The organism is Pseudomonas fluorescens, assembly GCF_902497875.1.
Classification (GTDB): Bacteria; Pseudomonadota; Gammaproteobacteria; order Pseudomonadales; family Pseudomonadaceae; genus Aquipseudomonas; species Aquipseudomonas fluorescens_BR.
Genome location: NZ_CABVHY010000003.1, coordinates 175,397 through 193,772 on the forward strand (window position 1 = coordinate 175,397; position 18,376 = coordinate 193,772).

General features: G+C 56.9%; 17 protein-coding genes, 1 tRNA gene and 1 pseudogene. 5 read left to right on the plus strand and 14 right to left on the minus strand.

What is annotated here, in order from left to right:
- The first annotated feature begins 22 nt into the window (after positions 1–22).
- Positions 23–98 (plus strand) — tRNA-Thr (locus F8N85_RS03850).
- A 591-nt stretch (positions 99–689) separates the two neighbouring features.
- Here F8N85_RS03850 and F8N85_RS03855 read toward each other — a convergent pair.
- From F8N85_RS03855 to F8N85_RS03875, 5 genes are all read right to left on the minus strand, one after another.
- Positions 690–1,049, minus strand: a complete 360-nt coding sequence (locus tag F8N85_RS03855) for a hypothetical protein (RefSeq protein ID WP_224795624.1) — start codon at positions 1,047–1,049, stop codon at positions 690–692.
- 551 nt (positions 1,050–1,600) lie between these two features.
- On the minus strand, positions 1,601–1,852 hold the full coding sequence (locus F8N85_RS03860; RefSeq protein WP_224795625.1) for a hypothetical protein: 252 nt from the start codon (positions 1,850–1,852) through the stop codon (positions 1,601–1,603).
- A gap of 43 nt (positions 1,853–1,895) precedes the next feature.
- Complete coding sequence (locus F8N85_RS03865) at positions 1,896–2,294, minus strand: carboxymuconolactone decarboxylase family protein (protein WP_150802352.1); 399 nt, start codon at positions 2,292–2,294, stop codon at positions 1,896–1,898.
- Between the two features lie 186 nt (positions 2,295–2,480).
- Positions 2,481–3,335 carry an NYN domain-containing protein gene (locus tag F8N85_RS03870; protein WP_150802353.1) on the minus strand — a complete coding sequence of 285 codons (855 nt, stop codon included), beginning with the start codon at positions 3,333–3,335 and terminating at the stop codon, positions 2,481–2,483.
- Positions 3,336–3,584: 249 nt separating this feature from the next.
- Complete coding sequence (locus F8N85_RS03875) at positions 3,585–3,830, minus strand: helix-turn-helix domain-containing protein (RefSeq protein WP_150802480.1); 246 nt, start codon at positions 3,828–3,830, stop codon at positions 3,585–3,587.
- A 285-nt stretch (positions 3,831–4,115) separates the two neighbouring features.
- Here F8N85_RS03875 and F8N85_RS03880 point away from each other — a divergent pair, with 285 nt between their 5' ends.
- The 3 genes from F8N85_RS03880 to F8N85_RS03890 all read left to right on the plus strand — a co-directional run bounded on the left by F8N85_RS03880 (position 4,116) and on the right by F8N85_RS03890 (position 8,090).
- Positions 4,116–4,622 carry an RNA polymerase sigma factor gene (locus tag F8N85_RS03880; protein WP_224795626.1) on the plus strand — a complete coding sequence of 169 codons (507 nt, stop codon included), beginning with the start codon at positions 4,116–4,118 and terminating at the stop codon, positions 4,620–4,622.
- 5 nt (positions 4,623–4,627) lie between these two features.
- A complete protein-coding gene (locus F8N85_RS03885; RefSeq protein WP_150802354.1) occupies positions 4,628–5,557 on the plus strand; it encodes a FecR family protein in 930 nt (309 codons plus the stop codon).
- A gap of 82 nt (positions 5,558–5,639) precedes the next feature.
- Positions 5,640–8,090, plus strand: coding sequence for a TonB-dependent siderophore receptor (locus F8N85_RS03890; RefSeq protein WP_150802355.1), 2,451 nt, complete (start codon positions 5,640–5,642; stop codon positions 8,088–8,090).
- Between the two features lie 113 nt (positions 8,091–8,203).
- Here the strand turns inward: F8N85_RS03890 and F8N85_RS03895 are convergent, their stop codons facing one another.
- From F8N85_RS03895 to F8N85_RS34800, 6 genes and pseudogenes are all read right to left on the minus strand, one after another.
- Positions 8,204–8,914 (minus strand): SDR family NAD(P)-dependent oxidoreductase, encoded by a 711-nt coding sequence (locus F8N85_RS03895; RefSeq protein ID WP_150802356.1) that lies wholly within the window; start codon positions 8,912–8,914, stop codon positions 8,204–8,206.
- A 42-nt stretch (positions 8,915–8,956) separates the two neighbouring features.
- A complete protein-coding gene (locus F8N85_RS03900; RefSeq protein WP_150802357.1) occupies positions 8,957–9,613 on the minus strand; it encodes a DsbA family oxidoreductase in 657 nt (218 codons plus the stop codon).
- Positions 9,610–9,825, minus strand: coding sequence for a tautomerase family protein (locus F8N85_RS03905; protein WP_150802358.1), 216 nt, complete (start codon positions 9,823–9,825; stop codon positions 9,610–9,612). The genes F8N85_RS03900 and F8N85_RS03905 overlap by 4 nt, the downstream gene beginning before the upstream one ends.
- A gap of 557 nt (positions 9,826–10,382) precedes the next feature.
- A complete protein-coding gene (locus F8N85_RS03910) occupies positions 10,383–11,519 on the minus strand; it encodes an acyltransferase family protein (RefSeq protein ID WP_150802359.1) in 1,137 nt (378 codons plus the stop codon).
- A gap of 285 nt (positions 11,520–11,804) precedes the next feature.
- Positions 11,805–13,091 carry an OprD family porin gene (locus F8N85_RS03915; RefSeq protein WP_150802360.1) on the minus strand — a complete coding sequence of 429 codons (1,287 nt, stop codon included), beginning with the start codon at positions 13,089–13,091 and terminating at the stop codon, positions 11,805–11,807.
- Between the two features lie 261 nt (positions 13,092–13,352).
- Positions 13,353–13,445, minus strand: a pseudogene (locus tag F8N85_RS34800) (DsbA family protein); the annotation flags it as partial.
- 163 nt (positions 13,446–13,608) lie between these two features.
- On the opposite strand from F8N85_RS34800, the gene F8N85_RS03925 reads away from it, so the two are divergent.
- A complete protein-coding gene (locus F8N85_RS03925; RefSeq protein ID WP_150802361.1) occupies positions 13,609–15,702 on the plus strand; it encodes a TonB-dependent receptor in 2,094 nt (697 codons plus the stop codon).
- 125 nt (positions 15,703–15,827) lie between these two features.
- On the opposite strand, the gene F8N85_RS03930 is transcribed toward F8N85_RS03925, so the two are convergent.
- The 3 genes from F8N85_RS03930 to aguB all read right to left on the minus strand — a co-directional run bounded on the left by F8N85_RS03930 (position 15,828) and on the right by aguB (position 18,275).
- The gene (locus F8N85_RS03930) at positions 15,828–16,040 is read right to left on the minus strand and encodes a hypothetical protein (protein ID WP_150802362.1); all 213 of its coding nucleotides are present in this window, start codon (positions 16,038–16,040) and stop codon (positions 15,828–15,830) included.
- 244 nt (positions 16,041–16,284) lie between these two features.
- Positions 16,285–17,391 (minus strand): agmatine deiminase, encoded by a 1,107-nt coding sequence (gene aguA / locus F8N85_RS03935; protein ID WP_150802363.1) that lies wholly within the window; start codon positions 17,389–17,391, stop codon positions 16,285–16,287.
- 5 nt (positions 17,392–17,396) lie between these two features.
- Positions 17,397–18,275 (minus strand): N-carbamoylputrescine amidase, encoded by an 879-nt coding sequence (aguB, locus tag F8N85_RS03940; protein ID WP_150802364.1) that lies wholly within the window; start codon positions 18,273–18,275, stop codon positions 17,397–17,399.
- Positions 18,276–18,376: the final 101 nt, after the last annotated feature.

The window sequence follows — 18,376 nt, forward strand, 5'->3', positions numbered from 1 at the left end:
CGCTATAATCATCGCCCAACACGCCGGTATAGCTCAGTTGGTAGAGCAACTGACTTGTAATCAGTAGGTCCCGAGTTCGACTCTTGGTGCCGGCACCATACAAAACGAAGGCTCGCAGAAATGCGGGCCTTTGTTGTTTCTGGAATCCAGAAACCCAACTGCTACAAATACCCCATAACACCCCGTAATACTCCGTAGGAGCTGCCGAAGGCTGCGATCTTTTGATCTTCAGATCTCGACCCCGACGCGAATCCGGTTGTCCCCTTGAAAAAGATCGCAGGCTGCACCCGCCTCGACCCAAAACCACTCCTCCACCCGACAACCTCGCAACCGGAAATGTTTGCGTGATTGACACTCTTCCCATCCGGATCGAAAATAGATGCTGAGGACTGCAATTGCGCATCTCTGGGCATGGGCTCCAGTAACGCCCCCCCGGAATTTCGGCAGCAGAGATACTGGCACTCTCTGAAGTAGTGACGATGAGCTTGCTCATCGGATCCTGAACCCAAGGTCAGTTATGACCCGGAGCTAAAGAATCGCTGCGACTACTCCTCATGAATCACTAAAGGCGCCCTATAGGGCGCCTTTTTTATGGGGCTACCGCAGACTTGGAAACTCGACCGGCCAAGGTCCCGTCCAAACGTCGCTTCGGATACCACGTGATCACGTAATACCCAAAACCACGACGCTCATTTCTCGGCTCCAACACCAGAGAGCCAGCAGGCGTCTTCATGACCGCCAAACGATGATTCCCCCCGCAGCTCACGAAACTCGCAATAAATCGGCGCACCCCGAACTATCATTCGGGCCACATGCGCAGCTACGTCATCGATTCCATCACAGCCATACTTGAGCAAATCTGAACGATGCGCCGCCCAGATATGCCTGATCCCAAATCCTCTATTCTCACCCTTATGCACCCCCACCCTGAGGTAAATCTCACCGCCCGGCAAAGCGAACGCCGGCATTTCAGGAATGGTGCCGAAGCTGAGCGAACCAGAGGGATGTGAAACCAGCGCATTTTCTTTGAGCTTGAGCAATTCAGACAAGAAGCTATCCATAGCCAGCGAGAACGGAATGGGTGATTACAAGCAGCCGGCATTGTGAGGTACAACCAAGACCCAAGGCGTTGTTATGGGTTGGGATTGTGTAAGGTTATTTGTCTAGGTAGCCCCCGTTACAATTTCACTTCAGCGCAACGTTGACGACCTCCTCCACAGACCTAAAATGCTCCCCAATACACCCGCCAAGCCTAGGTTGATCCGGTCAGCAAGCTCAAATCGTGCGGGTTTTTATTGCCCGGAAAAAACTGCATGAGACCCTTCGACAAACTGGCCATCACCGTAGAACAGCAGTTGGCGCTGCGAAAGCAAGAGGCCTGAATATCGATCTGTCACTGACATCCAGGCTGGCCGTAAGCTGAGAATGCCGGCACTTAATAAATGATTCGCCACCAGCAAGAGCTAGCAGGAATCTGGATCCTTTCCGGAGTTGATCCTGCGGCCAGATGGGGTGATGTTAGAAAAAATAAAACCGTTCCCTTTTCTCCTCATTGGTTCATCTGCACCACTTCTCAGAGGTCATTGTTCCCGGATGCCGCTCACGCCTGGGGCCCTTCGCCGAGAAAGGGGGCGGTTTCCACTTCCAGCATCAGCAACACCATTTCCGTCAACTCGGCGTCGGACTTCTGTCCCGCATAGAGGTCATGGAGTGCTTTGGCGAAGGGAATGCGCAGGTCCTGGTTTTCTTCGCGGGCGGTATCGCTGTATTGCATGAGTTCGCTGATGGCTCGCAGCACAGCCGCTTGCCACCGAGCGGTGGTCCGAGGACCATCGCCGGTGATTGCAATCAACTTATCCTTCGTCAGCTGGCGAAGGGCAGGTTCGCGCAACGGCTTAAGCGGCTTTGGATTGCGAGTGATCTTTGACATACCGGACGATACTCAGCGTTTCCTGCCGGAACTGCTCGTAGTCGATCTGCTGGGCGTTAATAAAGGTGCTGCCCATCATGGTCAGCGCGCCCATAAAGCTGGCTTCGGAAATTTCCTCGTCGCTCGCGCCAAACAAGCGCGCGGCTTCGGTATGGAACAAGGCGCAATACTTACAACGGGTCGCCCCGGACACCGCCAGGCCTATCAACTCCTTGTACTTATTCGGAATCTTGGTATCCGCCAGCCAGAAGTCCCGGGCCACACCCCAGAATCCGTTCGCTCCGCCTTCCGGCATCTGCTTAATCCACTCTGGTACCTGACCCAGGGTCTGTTCAATTTCCCGATAGGTATCTTGAATGGCCATTTAACACCTCCTGCCTCTCTGGAGACATTTGCTCCATAGGTACAACTAGTTAGTTTAGTTCGCTGGCGGCCATGCCAGAGCCGGCAACAGGACGACTCCATAAATGAATTGTTAAACATCGTAGAAACAACAGGATGGATTTAGATTTTTTTGGCGCAATGACGTACCACTAAGTACCTGGAGGTATCAAATTTGGTGGGGGTGGGCTACTGCGGCATCCACTCCCGGCTCATTCACATCTGCGGGCAGCTCAAGAGGATCGGGCGTCGGCAATCTTACGGGGCCGAGCGCGTCTGGTTGCTTCCACCACTTTGGAACGACAGCCACGGCTTCTTTCGTAACATTGCTGATTATTCGAACGGTGTCGTAGGAGCGAACGCCATCAACGTGCTCACTCAGGCTTGCAGCGGTGGCCGCCCACATAGGATCAAGAATGAAGTCGATACCGTTCGTTCTGGCTAGCTTGGCTGCCGGCACAAAATCGGAATCGCCGGCAACCAACACAATCACATCAGCCAGTTTGTTGAGTGCCAGGGTCGTGATGTCCATGCCGAGCTTTATATCTACGGCCTTCTGATCGATAGCGAAGTGGAAGTCTTCATTCGTGAGTTCCTCCCACTTTTTTTGACCCTTTAGAAGGCCGTCAAGAACATGGTCTGTCAGGCGCCATCTACCACTCTTTGAGAGCTCGCCTAACCGAAGCGCGGTCTTCCTGCTTTTCTTGAGGCTATCGTGAAGCTCTCCGCGCACCTTGTAAGGAGGGTGATCCTTGAAGTTTTTGCTACCAGGCGTTTTGTGCCCTTCCGGAGTAATTGGAAATCGAACCTGTTTATCGTTGGGTGGGCAATCGTAGTAGTAAACGCGATAAAGCTCTCTTGGTAAGGCTTTGCGTTCCTCGATATGGTATTTCACCAGTAGGTGAACGATGGTACTGAGATGCTCAGAGGTAAGGACGAAGTCCGGCCTAAAGTATTTTCGAACGAAAAAACGAACGCGCTCGAAGAAGAAACCACCATCAACCAGTACCGCCGTCCGCTTCATCGCTATTCCTTTAGGCAAAAAAAAGTCCAGGACCGCCGGGCAGGTTCTAAAGATTGCCTGCGAGCTGTACTGGACTGTTAATCAATTTTGATTATGGTTGGCCGCAGTGTCAACTCCCTGAACGTTACTGCAGATTACGCTGCAGCCATCCTGGATCACCGCTACGAACCCTGTCGATATGGGTGACAAGGCGCGCTGACGTATGTGCAGCAGTTGCCTTTAACATACAAACATCCAAGGACCGTGCACTTAATAGCTGAGCGCGGCCAGCACATGTTCCGGGTCATTGTGAATCGCTCGTAACAGGGCACGGGCAGGGCCTTCTGGATCGCGGCGTCCTTGTTCCCAGTTGCGCAACGTCCCTACCGCGACATCAATTCTTTTAGCAAATGCCGCCTGAGAAAGGCCGGTGGCCAGGCGGATTTTCTTTACTTGAACAGCATCGATATGGAATTCACGCGATGGCTGACGCTCACCATGATCGATCTCATCCATCTGCGTCACGCTCTCTACAAGACGATCGAAGAGATTTTTTCCATTATTTCCATCCTTGATTGATGGCACAAAAAGCTGGTTTTCTTTATTCGAAAAGGTGCCTGAAGCACCTTTGCGGTAGATCAGAGAATCATGCAAACCTGCTATGCGTCAATGGCGTATACGAATAATAAAAGCCACCCGACAACCCGCTATCAGCCAAAGAAATAAATGCCACCCACTCATTGTAAATGCGAACCGTTATCTTTAAAGTCTCCATCCTTTCCCGTCGCATGACTGTGCCGAATGTCGAGCATGACCACCGAAGAGCTGGAATTGGCCTTCAAGGCCCATGCGGGAGAGTTGCGCTCGTTTTTGTATCGGCATTTGAGAAACACCGAGACCGCCGCCGACCTGGCCCAGGAAACCTACTTGCGCTTGCTGCGCCAACCGCCGCGCAAACCGGTGCTGAATTTGCGCGGGTTTATTTTCCGGATTGCCCGCAACCTGGCCATCGATCACGCCCGCAGCCGTGGCACACGGGAGCAGCATGATCAGGGCATGGCCTATCTTTATGAGGTCACCGGCGAAAGCCCTGAACTGTTCGAGGTGGTTGCCGCTCACCGAGAGCTGGCGTCTCTGGCCGAGGCGCTGCAACGGCTGCCGGCGCAGTGTCAGCAGATATTTTTGCTGTGCCGTCTACAAGGTATGCCCCACAAGCAGACCGCCGAGCAATTGGGAATTTCGGTCAGCACCGTTGAAAAACAATTGGCTATCGCTCTCGACTTTCTTCGCCAATGTCTGCAACGTTAACCGTTATGCACGAGCGCCTGCCCACCCATGCCGTTGAACCCGATGCTCACCGCGTTGCCCATGCCTGGGTGATTCGCCTGACCTCGGGCGCTGTGTTGCCCGCAGATATTGCCGCGGCCCGCGCCTGGTGTGAGCAGGATCCGGCCCATCAAACTGCTTTCATTGAAGCCCGGCACCTGTGGCAACTGAGTGGCCAGTTATCCGTTCCGGTCGCCAAGCGCTCGTTCACCCGGCACTGGGCGATGGCGAGTGCGGCGGTGCTGGTGCTGGGATTGAGCCTGTTGCTGGTGCGGCAGAACGCTTGGGATGCGGATTACCGCACCGCTCAGGGAGAGCAAAAACAGATCCAGTTGGCCGATGGTTCCCGGATTATCCTCGACTCGGATTCCGCGCTCGATGTGCAGCTGACACCGAACGGTCGGCAGATGGTGCTGCGCAAAGGCGAAGCGCTGTTCGACGTGGCCCATGACCCTGGGCGTCCGTTCAGCGTACAAGCGGGGGATCTGCGGGCCACGGCGCTGGGGACGGTTTACGCGGTGCGCCGCGAAGGTGCGCAAGCGCAAGTCACGGTTGCCCGGGGCCGAGTCGCGGTCAGCGCTGCGGCAGGCAAGGTGGTGCTGCAAGCGGGGGAGGCGGTCGCCCGACAGGCCAATGGCCTGGGCGCGAAACATCAGGTCGATACCGACAAGGCACTGGCCTGGCAACACGGGCGACTGGTGTTCGAGCTGACACCCTTGGCGCAGGTACTCAAAGAGATCGAGCGTTATCGCCCGGGATTCATCCTGATCAGCGACGACCGACTGCGTGATCTCAAGGTCAGCGGTAGCTTCCGCTTAGACCGCCTCGATGGAGGGTTGGCCGCGCTGGAGCAGGTGTTCCCGTTGAAAATCGAGCGCTACACGGACTATTTGCTTGTTCTCAAACCTCGCGGCTGACTTATTTTTACGGGTCTGCGCGACTCGCACGTCTTTCTTCTCTAAAACGATAATGCTTCGCATTTATTAGAGAGGAACACCGATGCACCGTCCGTTACCCCAAGGTTTTCAGCGTAAACCTCTGGCTATGGCCCTGGGCCGAATCTCGTTCCTGTTGGCCTTGATTCCCGGGCTGGCATTGGCTGAACCTCTGCAGTTCGACATCAGTGCTCAGCCGTTGAGTAGCGCGCTCAATCGCCTGGCGGCGCAGAGCGGTTTGCAAGTGATCTATGACGGTAACATGGTGTTGGGCAAATCGAGCCACAGCGTCAGCGGTCGTCAGGAACCGGAAGCGGCCCTTGCCCAAATGCTCCAGGGCAGCGGCCTGACCTGGCGCGCCACCGGCAGCGGTAGCGTGATGCTGGAAAAACTGCCAGAGCCAAGCGGGGCGCTGGAATTGGGCGCGACCAACATCAATGGCAAGCAACTGGGCGAAACGACCGAAGGTACTGGCTCATATACCACTGGTACCACGCAAACGGCGACCAAACTGCCTTTGTCGATTCGCGAAACGCCGCAATCGGTGACCGTGATTACCCGTCAGCAAATGGACGATCGCGGCGCACAGGACGTCGGCGATGTGTTGCGCAACACCCCTGGCATTACCCAGCAGGCATACGACAGCGACCGCATGGAGTTCTCTGCCCGCGGCTTTACCATCACCAACTACCAGTACGATGGCGTCAACCGCATCTACGACGGTGTTTATGGTGAAGCGGCCACCAACGTCGACGCGGCCACCCTGGACCGTGTTGAAGTCATCAAAGGCGCGACTGGCCTGATGACCGGTTCGGGCGACCCGTCCGCTACCGTCAACCTGGTGCGCAAGAAGCCGACCAAGGAATTCAAGGCGTCGATCAGCGGCTCCGCGGGTTCCTGGGACAACTACCGCACCGAAGGCGACATCTCCGGCCCGTTGAACGATTCTGGCTCTGTGCGTGGTCGCTTCGTCGGCGCCTACCAGGACCGCAATTCGTACCTGGACCATTACAGCCAGAAAAAAGACCTGTTTTACGGGATCCTTGAAGCCGACCTGACGCCCGATACCCTGCTGACCTTCGGCATCGACAAGTCAAGCGTGACCCCGCGCGGCACCTCCTGGACTGGTAACCCGACCTACTTCGCCGACGGCGGCCGCACCGATTTCTCCCGTAGCTTCAACCCGGGTGCTGACTGGAGCCGTCGCGATTTCGACGACATCACCTATTTCACCTCGCTGGAACAGGCGCTGGCCAACGACTGGAAACTCAAGGTCAGCCTCGACGAGAAAATCACCGATCACGACACACGCCTGGCCTCGGCCAGCGGCGGCAACCCGGACCGGGCGACCGGCGAAGGCATGTTCCTGTTTTGGGGTCGCTGGGAAGGCCATCGCGTCCAGGACACCGCCGACGTGAACCTCTCCGGCCCGTTTACCCTGGGCGGTCGCGAACATGAACTGGTGGCCGGCGTGATGGCGTCCCACTCTCGCCAGACGGGTTCGACCTTCGACACCAGCGCGTTCAGCGAGGTGCCAGGCAGCATTTACGACTGGAGCGGCGACCTGCCGGAACAGGACTTCCCGAAAAACGGCAAGTACGAACGCACCCAGAGCCAGAACGGTATTTACCTGGCGACACGCTTGCGTCCGACCGACGACCTGTCGTTCATCCTCGGCAGCCGTCTGAGCACCTTCAAGTACGACGAAGACTACACCTACAACGCCAGTGCCGGCCTGGACGATACCCACGCGAGCTACAAGGAACATGGCGTCGTCACACCGTACGCCGGCGTGGTCTATGACCTGAACGATGTCTACTCGCTGTACGCCAGCTACACCTCGATCTATCAGCCACAAATCTACAAGGACGCCGATGGCACGACCCTGGCTCCGGTTGAAGGCGATAGCTACGAGACCGGCCTGAAAGCGGCCTACCTGGACGGCAAACTGAACGCCAGCCTGGCCTTATTCCGCATCGAGCAAGACAATGTCGCCGAGTCGATCGGCACCAACCCGATCACCAACGAAGGCATCTACAAAGCCATCGACGGCGCCACCACCAAGGGTGTGGAACTGGAGCTGGCCGGCGAGCTGCAAGAAGGCTGGAACCTGTCTGCTGGCTACACCTACGCCCGCACCCGTGACGCCGACGAACAACGCATCTTCGGTTACCCGTTGTCCACCAGTAAACCGGAACACGTGGTGCGCATGTTCACCACTTACCGCCTGCCCGGCGTCCTGGACAAAGTCACCGTCGGTGGCGGCGTCAGCTGGCAGAGCGCCTTCTACGGCAAGATCTACAGCTCTACCGTCGGCGACTACACCCAGATCAAACAAGGCGGCTACACCCTCGTGGACCTGATGACCCGTTATCAGTACAACGAGCACCTGAGCTTCACCGCCAACGCCAACAACGTCTTCGACAAGCAGTACCTGACCGGCCTGGGCAACTTCGACACCACCTTCTACGGCGAGCCGCGTAACCTGATGCTCACCACCAAGTGGGATTTCTGAGTCGTTGAAGGGGTAACGCCAGCGGGCTGAACGTAAAAAATGCCCCTATCGTGAGATAGGGGCATTGAGCCAAACCGGCTGGCTTCGTTTATCGACGACGCTGCGCACAGCTCTCAGTGGCCGGCGCTCTGACCGCCATCGACGTGCAAGATTTCGCCGGTGACGAAATGGGCGGAGTCCAGATACACGACGGCTTGAGCGATATCGCTGATCTCGCCCATGTGCCCGACCGGGTGCAAACTCCCCAGCGCTTCATGGGTTTCTTCGCCGTGCATCGGGGTTTTGATGATGCCGGGGGAAACCGCATTCACACGGATGCCGCGCTTGGCGTACTCGATGGCCAGGGATTTGGTCGCGGCGTTGAGGCCACCTTTGGTCAACGACGCGAGTACCGACGGCACGCCTTCGATGGCGTGGTCCACCAGGCTGGTGGTGATGTTGACGACGTGGCCACTGCCCTGTTTTTCCATCTCGGTGATTGCGAGTTGGGTGATGTAGAAGAAACCATTCAGGTTCACCGACAGCACAGCAGCATAGTCTTCGTGGGTATAGGCGGTGAACGGCTTGGCGATGAAGATCCCGGCGTTGTTGACCAGGGTGTCGATACGGCCAAAACGTGCGATCGTTTCATGGATAACTCGCTGGGCGATCGCCGGGTCGGCGATGTCACCCGCCACGGTGAGAATGTCCGGATCGGTGGACGGTTTGATCGAACGCGAGGTGGCAACCACCCGGTAATCGAGATCACGGAAGGCCTTGAGCATGCCGGCGCCGAGACCTTGGGATGCGCCAGTAATAACAATGACTTTTTTCGAATTGCTCATAATGAACCTCTACAAAAAATGATGGTTTGAAAAAGTGATCAATCAGGCTTGGGCGGGGACCTGCGCCATTTGCCTCAGCATCTGTTCGTAGTACTCAACCGATTGCGAACCGGACACCAGATGACGACCGTTGAGGATCATGGCCGGTACCGAATTGATGCCGCGCTCGCGGTAAAACCCTTCAAGCGCACGCACCTCGTTGGCGAACGCTCCGGACGCCAGCACTTCATTCGCACGCGCCCTGTCCAGCCCCGCTTCACCGGCCAGACGCACCAGCGTCTGGTGATCGCTCGGGTTCTGGCCGTCGGCGAAATACGCGCGCAGCAAGGCTCGCTTGAGCGCGATCTGCCGCCCTTCCCGCGCCGCCCAGAACAACAGACGGTGAGCATCAAAGGTATTGTAGAAGTGGCTGCGTTTTTCCAGGTCGAACCGGAAACCGATGGCCTGACCGCGAGCGATCTGCAGCGCTTTGCCGGCGGCGACTTCCTCGGCGCTGCGGCCGTATTTGCGCATCAAGTGCTTGACCGCGTTCTCGCCTTCGGCAGGCATGTCCGGGTTCAGCTCGAAAGGCTTGTAGGTCAGCTCGACCGAGACTTCATCGGCCAGGTTCTCGATGGCTTGCTCCAGTGCCGTCGCACCCAAGGCGCACCACGGGCACACCACATCGGAGACGAAATCGATGGTGACGGACGGTCTCATGACTGCTCCTGCGCCAGTTGTTTTCGGTACTGAGTGGTGGTCATCCCGGCATAGCCCCAGTTATCGGTGTCGACTTCTTCGATTACGATGTGGGTCAGGTCCGGGCGTTTGTGGAGGACCCGTTCCAGGGTTTCAGTGATTTCAGCGATCACCTGAGCTTTCTGCTCCGTGGTAACGCCATCGCGGGTAATGCGCACGCTGACAAAAGGCATGACGACTCTCCTGTGACCTCCCTTCGACATGAAGGATAGGCAAGTGGAGGTCAATGTAGGACGTTGCTCTGGAGGGATAAAGACAGGAAAAAGAACATCATTTGTGACGTGGTGTAATGAGTGCGGGCGGATATCGAAGGTGGGAGACGTTATTTTCCCAGGCCATTTTTTTGTGCCTGACTCAACGCTTTCGCAGGCCCTGCCCCCCGGAAACAGGAAACATTTGTGTTATTGACACTCTCCCAATCCAGGTTGAAAATAATGACTGAGGACTGCAATTGCGCATTTCTGGATATGGGCTCCAGTAACGCTCCCCCAGATTTTCGGCAGCAGAGAAACTGGCTCTCTCTGAAGTAGTGACGATGAGTCCGCTCATCGGATCCTGACCCCAAGGTCGCTGATGACCCAGTGCTAAAGAATCGCTGCGACTACTCCTCACGAATTATTGAAGGCGCCCTGCAGGGCGCCTTTTTTATGGGCCACCCGCAGGTCTGGCCACTCGGTTGACGAACGCCCCCCCTCCGTCCCGTGCCCCTGGCTTACTGATGCCCTGCACTCTAAACAGCCACCTTCTCGGCCTCTGCTGGTTTCTTGTTGATCAAGGTCCTTCCGTACGCCTGCCCTTTCATCTCGATGTACTTGTAGGTGAACATCGACAGCACAACCACCGACGACACGATCAGCATCGCCACGGTATTGTTTATCCAGACGTTCCCGATATCCAGGTACCTGTCGCCGTCAATGTTTGTGGTGAAATCGATTCCGATTACTTTGCTGGCCACCATGAATACCGACAACGCACAAAACAGAATGGCCGCATGCGTCAGGTAGATGGAGTAGGACAGCTTCCCGAGGAACTTGAAAAAACCTACGTTCAACAACCTGGAGAAAGCGCCGCCATCAAAGGCGAAGATCACGATAACCAGGCAGAACATCAGGCTCACCACGGTGGCTTTTTGCTCTATGTCAGCCATCATCAACGTCGCAGCGCAGATCAATGACACGCCTTCCAGAACCGTCAGTAACCAAAACCCGGGGTTGATGACTTTAGTGAGGGCGATAAACACTACGTAGGTTAAGCAGCCGGCAAAAAAGCACGACAGGCCTCGCAGTGATTCCTGGGTGAAAAAAACGTTATCTTGATAAATAAGCACGAACGCCAGCAGGGATATCGCAGCCCACAATAGCTTGCGGCCAACCAGGGCGATGCCCAAGGTCACGGCGAAAATCATGTAGGTGTAGTATTCAATACTGATACTCCATGACGGATAGTTGAAAGAAAGTGGATTAGTCAAGCTTGTCCAAGATTGCACCAGGAACAAGTTCGGGATTATTCCAGAGGGCGCGAACTTCCCGGTAAAGGGCTCATTATTAAACTCCATGCCCTTTTGATGCGCTATGTACCTGCCCACTTCCAGCAGAATAAACACCCCCAGCATGAAGAGGTGCAAAGGAAACAGCCTGAAGGTCCGGGAGATAAAAAACCTTCTGATATCGACGGTCATTTTCGAGCCATAGGCATGGGCCAGCACAAATCCACTGAGGACAAAAAAGAAGGCCACTAACGCGGCGGAGTTTCGAAAGAACTCAAGTTCGGTAAAACTCCCCACCACGCGCAGATGGTAGACCACCACGGCCAATGCACAGAGTCCCCTGAAACTATCCAGCGCCTGAAATCTATGTTCTTTTTGCATACAAACTCCCTTGTATTTATCTTTTCAAAGCACTGTCTGGAACTCCACAAGTACACTTCGTCATAGCTTAATGGTGGCACTGCACAGAGCTTAGGACAAAAACCGCTAAGCGCCTGCTCGGCTAGGCATGGGAAAGTTTATTTTTCGACATAAGAATATGGCTTTCGCCCATTTCGCAGTATATGAGCCGACTCCTTTCCCGGGAGCACTTAAGCAAAAGCCCCGAACCAGTCGGGGCTTTTTATTGTTCAGCCTGAAATCAGACAGGGGTGACGCAACCGATCGTCAGAAAATGTTGATCGGGTAATCGACGAACACCCGCACTTCGTTGCCGCTGACGTTGTATTCGCTGGATTTCTGCGACACGCGCAGGATCGAGCTGCGCAGTTTCACGCTCAGGTCTTTGGCCGGGCCGCTCTGCACCACGTACTTGAACTGGTTGAAGATTTCCCGCTCGGTGCCGCCGGTGCTGGTAGAAGTGGTGATGTTGTCGCCACGCACGTAGGCGAAGTTGTAGCTCAGGCCAGGAACGCCGAAGGCGCCGAAGTCGAGGCCGTAGCCCAGCTGCCAGGAACGTTCGTCTTCGGCGTTGAAGTCGGACCAGTAGGAGTTGGCCAGATAGATGGAGTTGCCACCATCGCCCACGCGGTTTTGATCTTTCTGATAGCCGCCGTATGCGTAGCCGAGATTGCTGTCACCGGTGCTGCGCTGGTGAGCGAGGGTGAACGAATGTGGGCCGGTGGCGAAGATGGCTGCCAGGCTCCAGATCTTGTTGTCATCACCGGTCGCGCCGGTGGAACGGACGTAGGAGTCCTCCAGCTTGGTGCGATAGCCGTTCAAGTCCAGGGTCAGCGACTGATCGCTGGCCAGCGGGAATACGTAGTTGGCGTTGATGTACTGCTTCTTCAGCACGTCTTCGACATCGGAAGCGTACAGACCAGCCTTGAAGTTGTCGGTGAACTGGTAGCTACCGCCGAGGACGTTGATGCTTTTCAGGCCACCGCTGTCATGGCCTTCAGCGCTCTTGCGCGATTCGGCGGTGAAGCGCCCGGCGTTCAGCTCCAGGCCTTTGATCTCCTTGGAGGTGATCAGGGTACCGGTGTAGCTTTCTGGCAGCAGACGCCCGTTGTCATAGCTCAGGACCGGCAAGGCAGGCATCTGATCGCCGTAGGTGAGCACGGTGCTGGAAACACGGAACTTGACCGCGGCGCCGGCCTTGGACAGGTCGTTGGCAGCGCTGCCGCTGTCACCTTGCTTGAAGAAGTCGATCCCGCCAGCACCGCTGCGACCCTTGCCGCCATCCAGACGCAACGCGTACAGACCGAAAGCATCGACACCGACGCCGACGGTACCCTGGGTGAAGCCGGAGGAAAAGGTGCCGATAGCCGCCTGGCCCCATTCCGCCTTGTCCGGATTACCGTCTTTATAGTCACGGTTCATGTAAGCATTGCGCAGCAGCACTTTCAGGCTGCTGTCTTCAACAAAACCTTTGGAATCGGCTTGGTCGTTAGCCATTGCTTGAGTGGTGCTCAAAATCCCCAGTGCGATCAGACTAATCCGCTTGTTCAACATTTTGTTATTCCTTTATTACCGGTTGATACGCCCCGCGACTGCAGGCTGAAGTGGCGCTTGAACGCTCTTTTTTCAGCCAAAAACAAAAAGGCCCGCCCACGAGTGATCGCGGCGGGCCTTTTTATTATTTTGAAGTCATGGCTGATAGCCACAGGCGTTGGATCGAATCCTATCCGCGCCTTCAATGTAGTGTCAATTTCGTGAATCGTTAGTGAATATGTAAAAATCGTCTAAGAACGTAGTTGCCATAGCCGCGGCGAGTTCCAGCAACCGCGCCGTCTGCAAATGCCCCAACAATTCAAGACCCCGTCCGGACAATTGCTCTGCGGCCAGAATGGCAGTGATTCGCGGTGCTCGAATGTCCTTCAGGTCCACGTATTTCAAGCTCTGAGCGCGTCAGACACAACTCGAAACAATCAACCCAATGAACATTTCAAGAATAATTAACAGAAGCAAATAACAAGCATTATCATTCGCGCCCTCGATTTTTATCACCCTTGCGGATGTGCTTTTTAGAATGCCTGTTCCCTCCTGTCTCATGCCCGTTACCCTCGGGCTCTGCGCCTTGCTGTCTGCCGAACTCACTGGCGCCGCAACCACCACCCTGCCCGAGACGTCCATCAGCGCCGAAGCTGATGTCGATGATCCACGGGTCAAGGAAGTCAGCACCGCGACCCGGACCGCCACCCCGGTGCGTTATGTGCCACAAGCCATCGACTCGGTGAAGACGTCGAACGTCCTCGACTATGGCACGAACGATCTGGGCAAGGCACTGAGCGGTATCCCCAACGTCAGCAGCGGCGCCGACACCCGCTTCGACAGCCTGCGCATCCGCGGTTTCGACGCCAGCAATGACTTCTACCTCGACGGCATTCGCGACGACAGCCAGTACGTGCGCGACCTGCACAACATCGAACGGGTCGAAGTGCTCAAAGGCCCGGCCGCCGTACTTTACGGCCGTGGCAGCCAGGGCGGGATCGTCAATCGGGTCAGCAAGCTGCCGCAGTTCGGCCGCCGCTCGACCCTCGAAGCCCAGGGCGGCAGTGAGGATTTGCGCAGCCTTTACGCGGACCTCAGCACTGACCCGTCGGAAAACATCAGCCTGCGCCTGAACATGGGCAACATGGACCAGAACAGCTTTCGCGATGGGGTAAGTGGCAATCGCCAACTGTTTGCACCCTCGATGAGCTGGCAACTGACGCCCGAGCTGAACTGGCTGGTGCAGTACGAATACAGCCGCTACAACCGTACGCCGGATCGTGGCATTCCTGGGGTTGACGGGCGTCCGGCGGATGTCGGCCGCGATACCACCTACGGCGATAAACGCGACTACATCGACGACAAGTCGCAATCGCTGCGTTCGAAACTCAGCTACGAGCTGACCGAGAATTGGCAGCTGCGACACACCCTGGGCGTATTCAAGCTCAACAGTGATTTCGACAACACCTACGTGACCGGCTACAACGCAGCGGCGAGCACCGTGACCCGGCAACGTTGGCAGCAGGACCTGACCACCCGTAACGTCTTCAACAACCTGGAGCTGGAAGGCGGCTTCGATACCTTCGGCCTCGAGCATCGCCTGCTCACCGGTATCGAGATCGGCAGCCAGCGCCGCGACCCGACGCTGTACAACGCGGCGGCGGTGAGTGCCGGCGGTCGTGCGGTGCCAGCGCTGGACCTGTACAACCCCGATCGCAATCTGAGCCATACCGGGCGGATGCAAGTCTCCAGCGACAACCATACCGAAGTCGAAAGCCGCGCCGTCTACGTACAGGACCAGCTACGCCTGAACGACCAATGGCAACTGCTCGCGGGCCTGCGCTACGACACCTTCGATATCGAGACGACCAACAAGCTGCGTGATCTTTCCGAAGATCGCGACAGCCACAGCACCAGCCCGCGTGTCGGTGTGGTCTGGACTCCGCTGCAGAACCACTCGTTCTATGCCTCCTGGACCAAGACCTTCTCTCCGGTAGGCGGCGGTCTGATCGGCATCACCCCCGGCGCGGCCGGCAACAGTAACGACCTGAGTCCCGAGCTGACCAAGCAAAAAGAAATCGGCGTGAAAAGCGACTGGCTCGACGATCGCCTGAGCACCACCCTGGCTATCTACGAGCTGGAACTCTACAACCGTCGCACCAGCGATCCGAATGATCCGACCGTCACGTTACTCACCGGCGTGCAGCGCTCACGCGGGATCGAGCTGACCGCCAGCGGAAAAATCACCGGCAACTGGTACCTGCGAGGTGGAGTCGGGCTGCAGGATGCCACCGTCGAGAAGGACAACAACGGCTTCGAAGGCAAACGCATCAGCAACGTCGCCAAACGCAACGGCAGTCTGTTCCTGACCTGGAAACCGGAGATGGGCTGGTACGCCGAAACCGGCCTGACCCTGGTCGGCGAACGCTACGCCGACAACCTCAACACCACGGTGTTGCCGGGTTATGGCAGTTGGGACGCGTTGGCCGGGTTCCGTCAGAAGGACTGGGACCTGCGCGCGGCGCTGAACAATATCAGCGATAAGACCTATTACTCATCGTCCACCAGTGCGGCGCAGATCCAGCCGGGCGAACCGCGCAGCCTGGTGGTGACTGGAACTTACAGCTTCTAGACACCGCAAAAACCTGTGGGACATTGGTTCGGTGTTGATCACGCATCTGTATTTCCCAAACAAAACCTTCGCCCATAAAAAAAGCGCTGCCATCCGGGCAGCGCTTTTATCAATCCGTTGTTTGCTTATCCTTCCATTACATCCCACAACGCTTCCAGTTCCGCTTCGCTGAATAAACCAGCGGGGTAGCGCTCGATCATCATCCGGCGCGGATCAGAGTCTCTGATCTGACACGTTCCATTGGATTCCAACCAGTGCGCCAGAACCGGGAGCGATTCGCTATTCATCGCCAAGGGATGCGATGTCCGCTCGCTGACCGTGTTCACTTCGGCGTTCATTTCAGCGCTCTCTCCTGGTTTATGAGCGGCTAACTTATCCAAGGTTTATGACAGAACATCGCAGTTCCACACGTCCTAGATTTACCCCCGAACAGATACAAGAGCTGTGCCAATGTTGCGTTTTGAAGGACCGCACCCACAAAAAAGCCCGCAGTCCAGTCGGGCTGCGGGCTTGGTACGGGCTGGAGAGTTGGATCCACAGCCCCGGTCGTCTTTCAGGCGACAAGGGCTGTTACAACTGCACTCAACCTTTGTGCGGCGCGGGCTGCTGTTGGGTAAGGCAATGGATATTGCCACCGCCCAGTAACAGTTCGCGGCCGGGGACCATCACCACTTCGTGCTGCGGAAACAGGCGCTGGAGAATCTCCCTGGCCTGGTTATCCAGGGGATCGTCGAAGCTTGGCGCGATGATGCCGCCGTTGACGATCAGGAAGTTGACGTAAGAACCCGCCAAACGCACTGAAGGATTACGCTCCTGAGTGCCGTCCACCGGATCAACCCCAGCACACTCTTCCTCGGTCGCAAACAGCGGCCCGGGAATCGGCATTTTATGCACGGTAAAAGTGCGACCCTTGGCATCGCGGCTGCTTTCCAGCACCTTCATTGCCGCCTGGCAGCGCGGGTAGTTCGGGTCTTGCGGGTCATCGGTCCAGGCCAGCAACACTTCACCCGGGCGCACGTAGCAGCAGAAGTTATCCACATGCCCGTCGGTTTCGTCGTTGAACAAACCGTCCGGCAACCAGATGATCTTATCCACAGCCAGCTGCGCGCTGAGTAACGCTTCGATCTCGGCACGATTCATGTGCGGGTTGCGATTGTGGTTGAGCAGGCACTCTTCGGTGGTGATCAACGTGCCTTCGCCGTCGACATGGATCGAACCGCCTTCGAGCACGAAGCCCTTGGTGCGGTAGCGCTGGCAACGTTCGATCTCCAGCACCTTGCCGGCGACCTGCTCGTCACGGTTCCACGGGGAATACAGACCGCCCTCGAAGCCGCCCCAGGCATTGAAGTCCCAGTCGACACCACGAACTTCGCCAGTGTTATTGATGACAAAGGTCGGACCGGTATCACGGACCCAGGCATCGTCGCTGGACATCTCCACCAGGCGGATATTCGGCACGTCGAGACGCGCACGGGCGTTCTCGTACTGCCCGGCGGACACCGCGACGGTCACCGGCTCGAACCGGGCGATGGCCTTGGCCACCGCCACGTGCGCGGCCTGCGCCGGCTTGCCGCCCAGACGCCAGTTGTCCGGACGCTCAGGCCAGATCATCCAGGTCTGCGTCTGGGTGGCCCACTCGGCCGGCATGAAAAAACCGTCGGCGCGAGGCGTGCTATTCAAAGTGGTCATGGCGATCAGGACTCCAGCGAACCGTCGAGGGTTTTGATTGCGCTATACAGGTTCGGGCGACGGTCACGGAACGAACCCCAGGCACTGCGAGTGTGCTCCAGCTCGTCGAGGTCGAAGCTGTGGACCAACACGCCTTCTTCGGTTTCGTTGAGCTCCTGAACCTTCTCGCCGAACTGGTTGGCGATGAACGACGAGCCGTAGAAGGTGATGTCGTAGCCATCCTGCTCTTCATTGCCGATACGGTTGCTGGCGATCAACGGCATCAGGTTGGCGCCGGCATGGCCTTGCTGCACGCGCTGCCAGTGGTCGCGGGACGAGATGGTCTTGTCGTGCGGCTCGCTGCCGATGGCGGTTGGGTAAAACAGGATTTCCGCGCCTTGCAGCGCCATGCTGCGGGCGCATTCCGGGAACCACTGATCCCAGCAGATACCCACGCCGATTTTCGCGTAACGGGTGTTCCAGACTTTGAAGCCGGTATCGCCCGGGTTGAAGTAGTACTTTTCGTGGTAGCCAGGACCATCCGGGATGTGGCTTTTACGATAAATCCCGAGGTTGCTGCCGTCCGCATCAATGATCGCGATGCTGTTGAAGCGGGCGCGGCCAGCCAGTTCGAAGAAGCTGATCGGCAGCACGACTTGGAGTTCTTTGGCGACTTTCTGGAAATGCTTGATGGCGACGTTGTCTTCAACCGACGTGGCCAATTGCAGGTAATCCGGATTCGGCTTCTGGCAGAAGTACGGAGTCTCGAACAACTCCTGAATCAGGATGATCTGCGCGCCCTTGGCCGCAGCCTCACGGACCAGCTTCTCGGCGGTCTCGATGTTGGCTTCCAGGTCCCAGGAACAGGCCATCTGGGTAGCGGCGACGGTAACGATACGACTCATGAATCATCTCCTGGGCGAGTACAGAGGGTCGATTTTGGCATCGACCGATGACAGAAATGGGGAACAGGCAAGGCGTGGTTACCCACCGCCTTGAGGTATGG

Excerpts from the sequence above, each read along its gene's own strand:
- F8N85_RS03865 (WP_150802352.1), bottom strand. The coding sequence starts at position 2,294 with ATGGCCATTCAAGATACCTATCGGGAAATTGAACAGACCCTGGGTCAG.
- F8N85_RS03870 (WP_150802353.1), bottom strand. The coding sequence starts at position 3,335 with ATGAAGCGGACGGCGGTACTGGTTGATGGTGGTTTCTTCTTCGAGCGC.
- F8N85_RS03875 (WP_150802480.1), bottom strand. The coding sequence starts at position 3,830 with ATGGATGAGATCGATCATGGTGAGCGTCAGCCATCGCGTGAATTCCAT.
- F8N85_RS03880 (WP_224795626.1), top strand. The coding sequence starts at position 4,116 with ATGTCGAGCATGACCACCGAAGAGCTGGAATTGGCCTTCAAGGCCCAT.
- F8N85_RS03885 (WP_150802354.1), top strand. The coding sequence starts at position 4,628 with ATGCACGAGCGCCTGCCCACCCATGCCGTTGAACCCGATGCTCACCGC.
- F8N85_RS03890 (WP_150802355.1), top strand. The coding sequence starts at position 5,640 with ATGCACCGTCCGTTACCCCAAGGTTTTCAGCGTAAACCTCTGGCTATG.
- F8N85_RS03895 (WP_150802356.1), bottom strand. The coding sequence starts at position 8,914 with ATGAGCAATTCGAAAAAAGTCATTGTTATTACTGGCGCATCCCAAGGT.
- F8N85_RS03900 (WP_150802357.1), bottom strand. The coding sequence starts at position 9,613 with ATGAGACCGTCCGTCACCATCGATTTCGTCTCCGATGTGGTGTGCCCG.
- F8N85_RS03905 (WP_150802358.1), bottom strand. The coding sequence starts at position 9,825 with ATGCCTTTTGTCAGCGTGCGCATTACCCGCGATGGCGTTACCACGGAG.
- F8N85_RS03910 (WP_150802359.1), bottom strand. The coding sequence starts at position 11,519 with ATGCAAAAAGAACATAGATTTCAGGCGCTGGATAGTTTCAGGGGACTC.
- F8N85_RS03915 (WP_150802360.1), bottom strand. The coding sequence starts at position 13,091 with ATGTTGAACAAGCGGATTAGTCTGATCGCACTGGGGATTTTGAGCACC.
- F8N85_RS03925 (WP_150802361.1), top strand. The coding sequence starts at position 13,609 with ATGCCTGTTCCCTCCTGTCTCATGCCCGTTACCCTCGGGCTCTGCGCC.
- F8N85_RS03930 (WP_150802362.1), bottom strand. The coding sequence starts at position 16,040 with ATGAACGCCGAAGTGAACACGGTCAGCGAGCGGACATCGCATCCCTTG.
- aguA (WP_150802363.1), bottom strand. The coding sequence starts at position 17,391 with ATGACCACTTTGAATAGCACGCCTCGCGCCGACGGTTTTTTCATGCCG.
- aguB (WP_150802364.1), bottom strand. The coding sequence starts at position 18,275 with ATGAGTCGTATCGTTACCGTCGCCGCTACCCAGATGGCCTGTTCCTGG.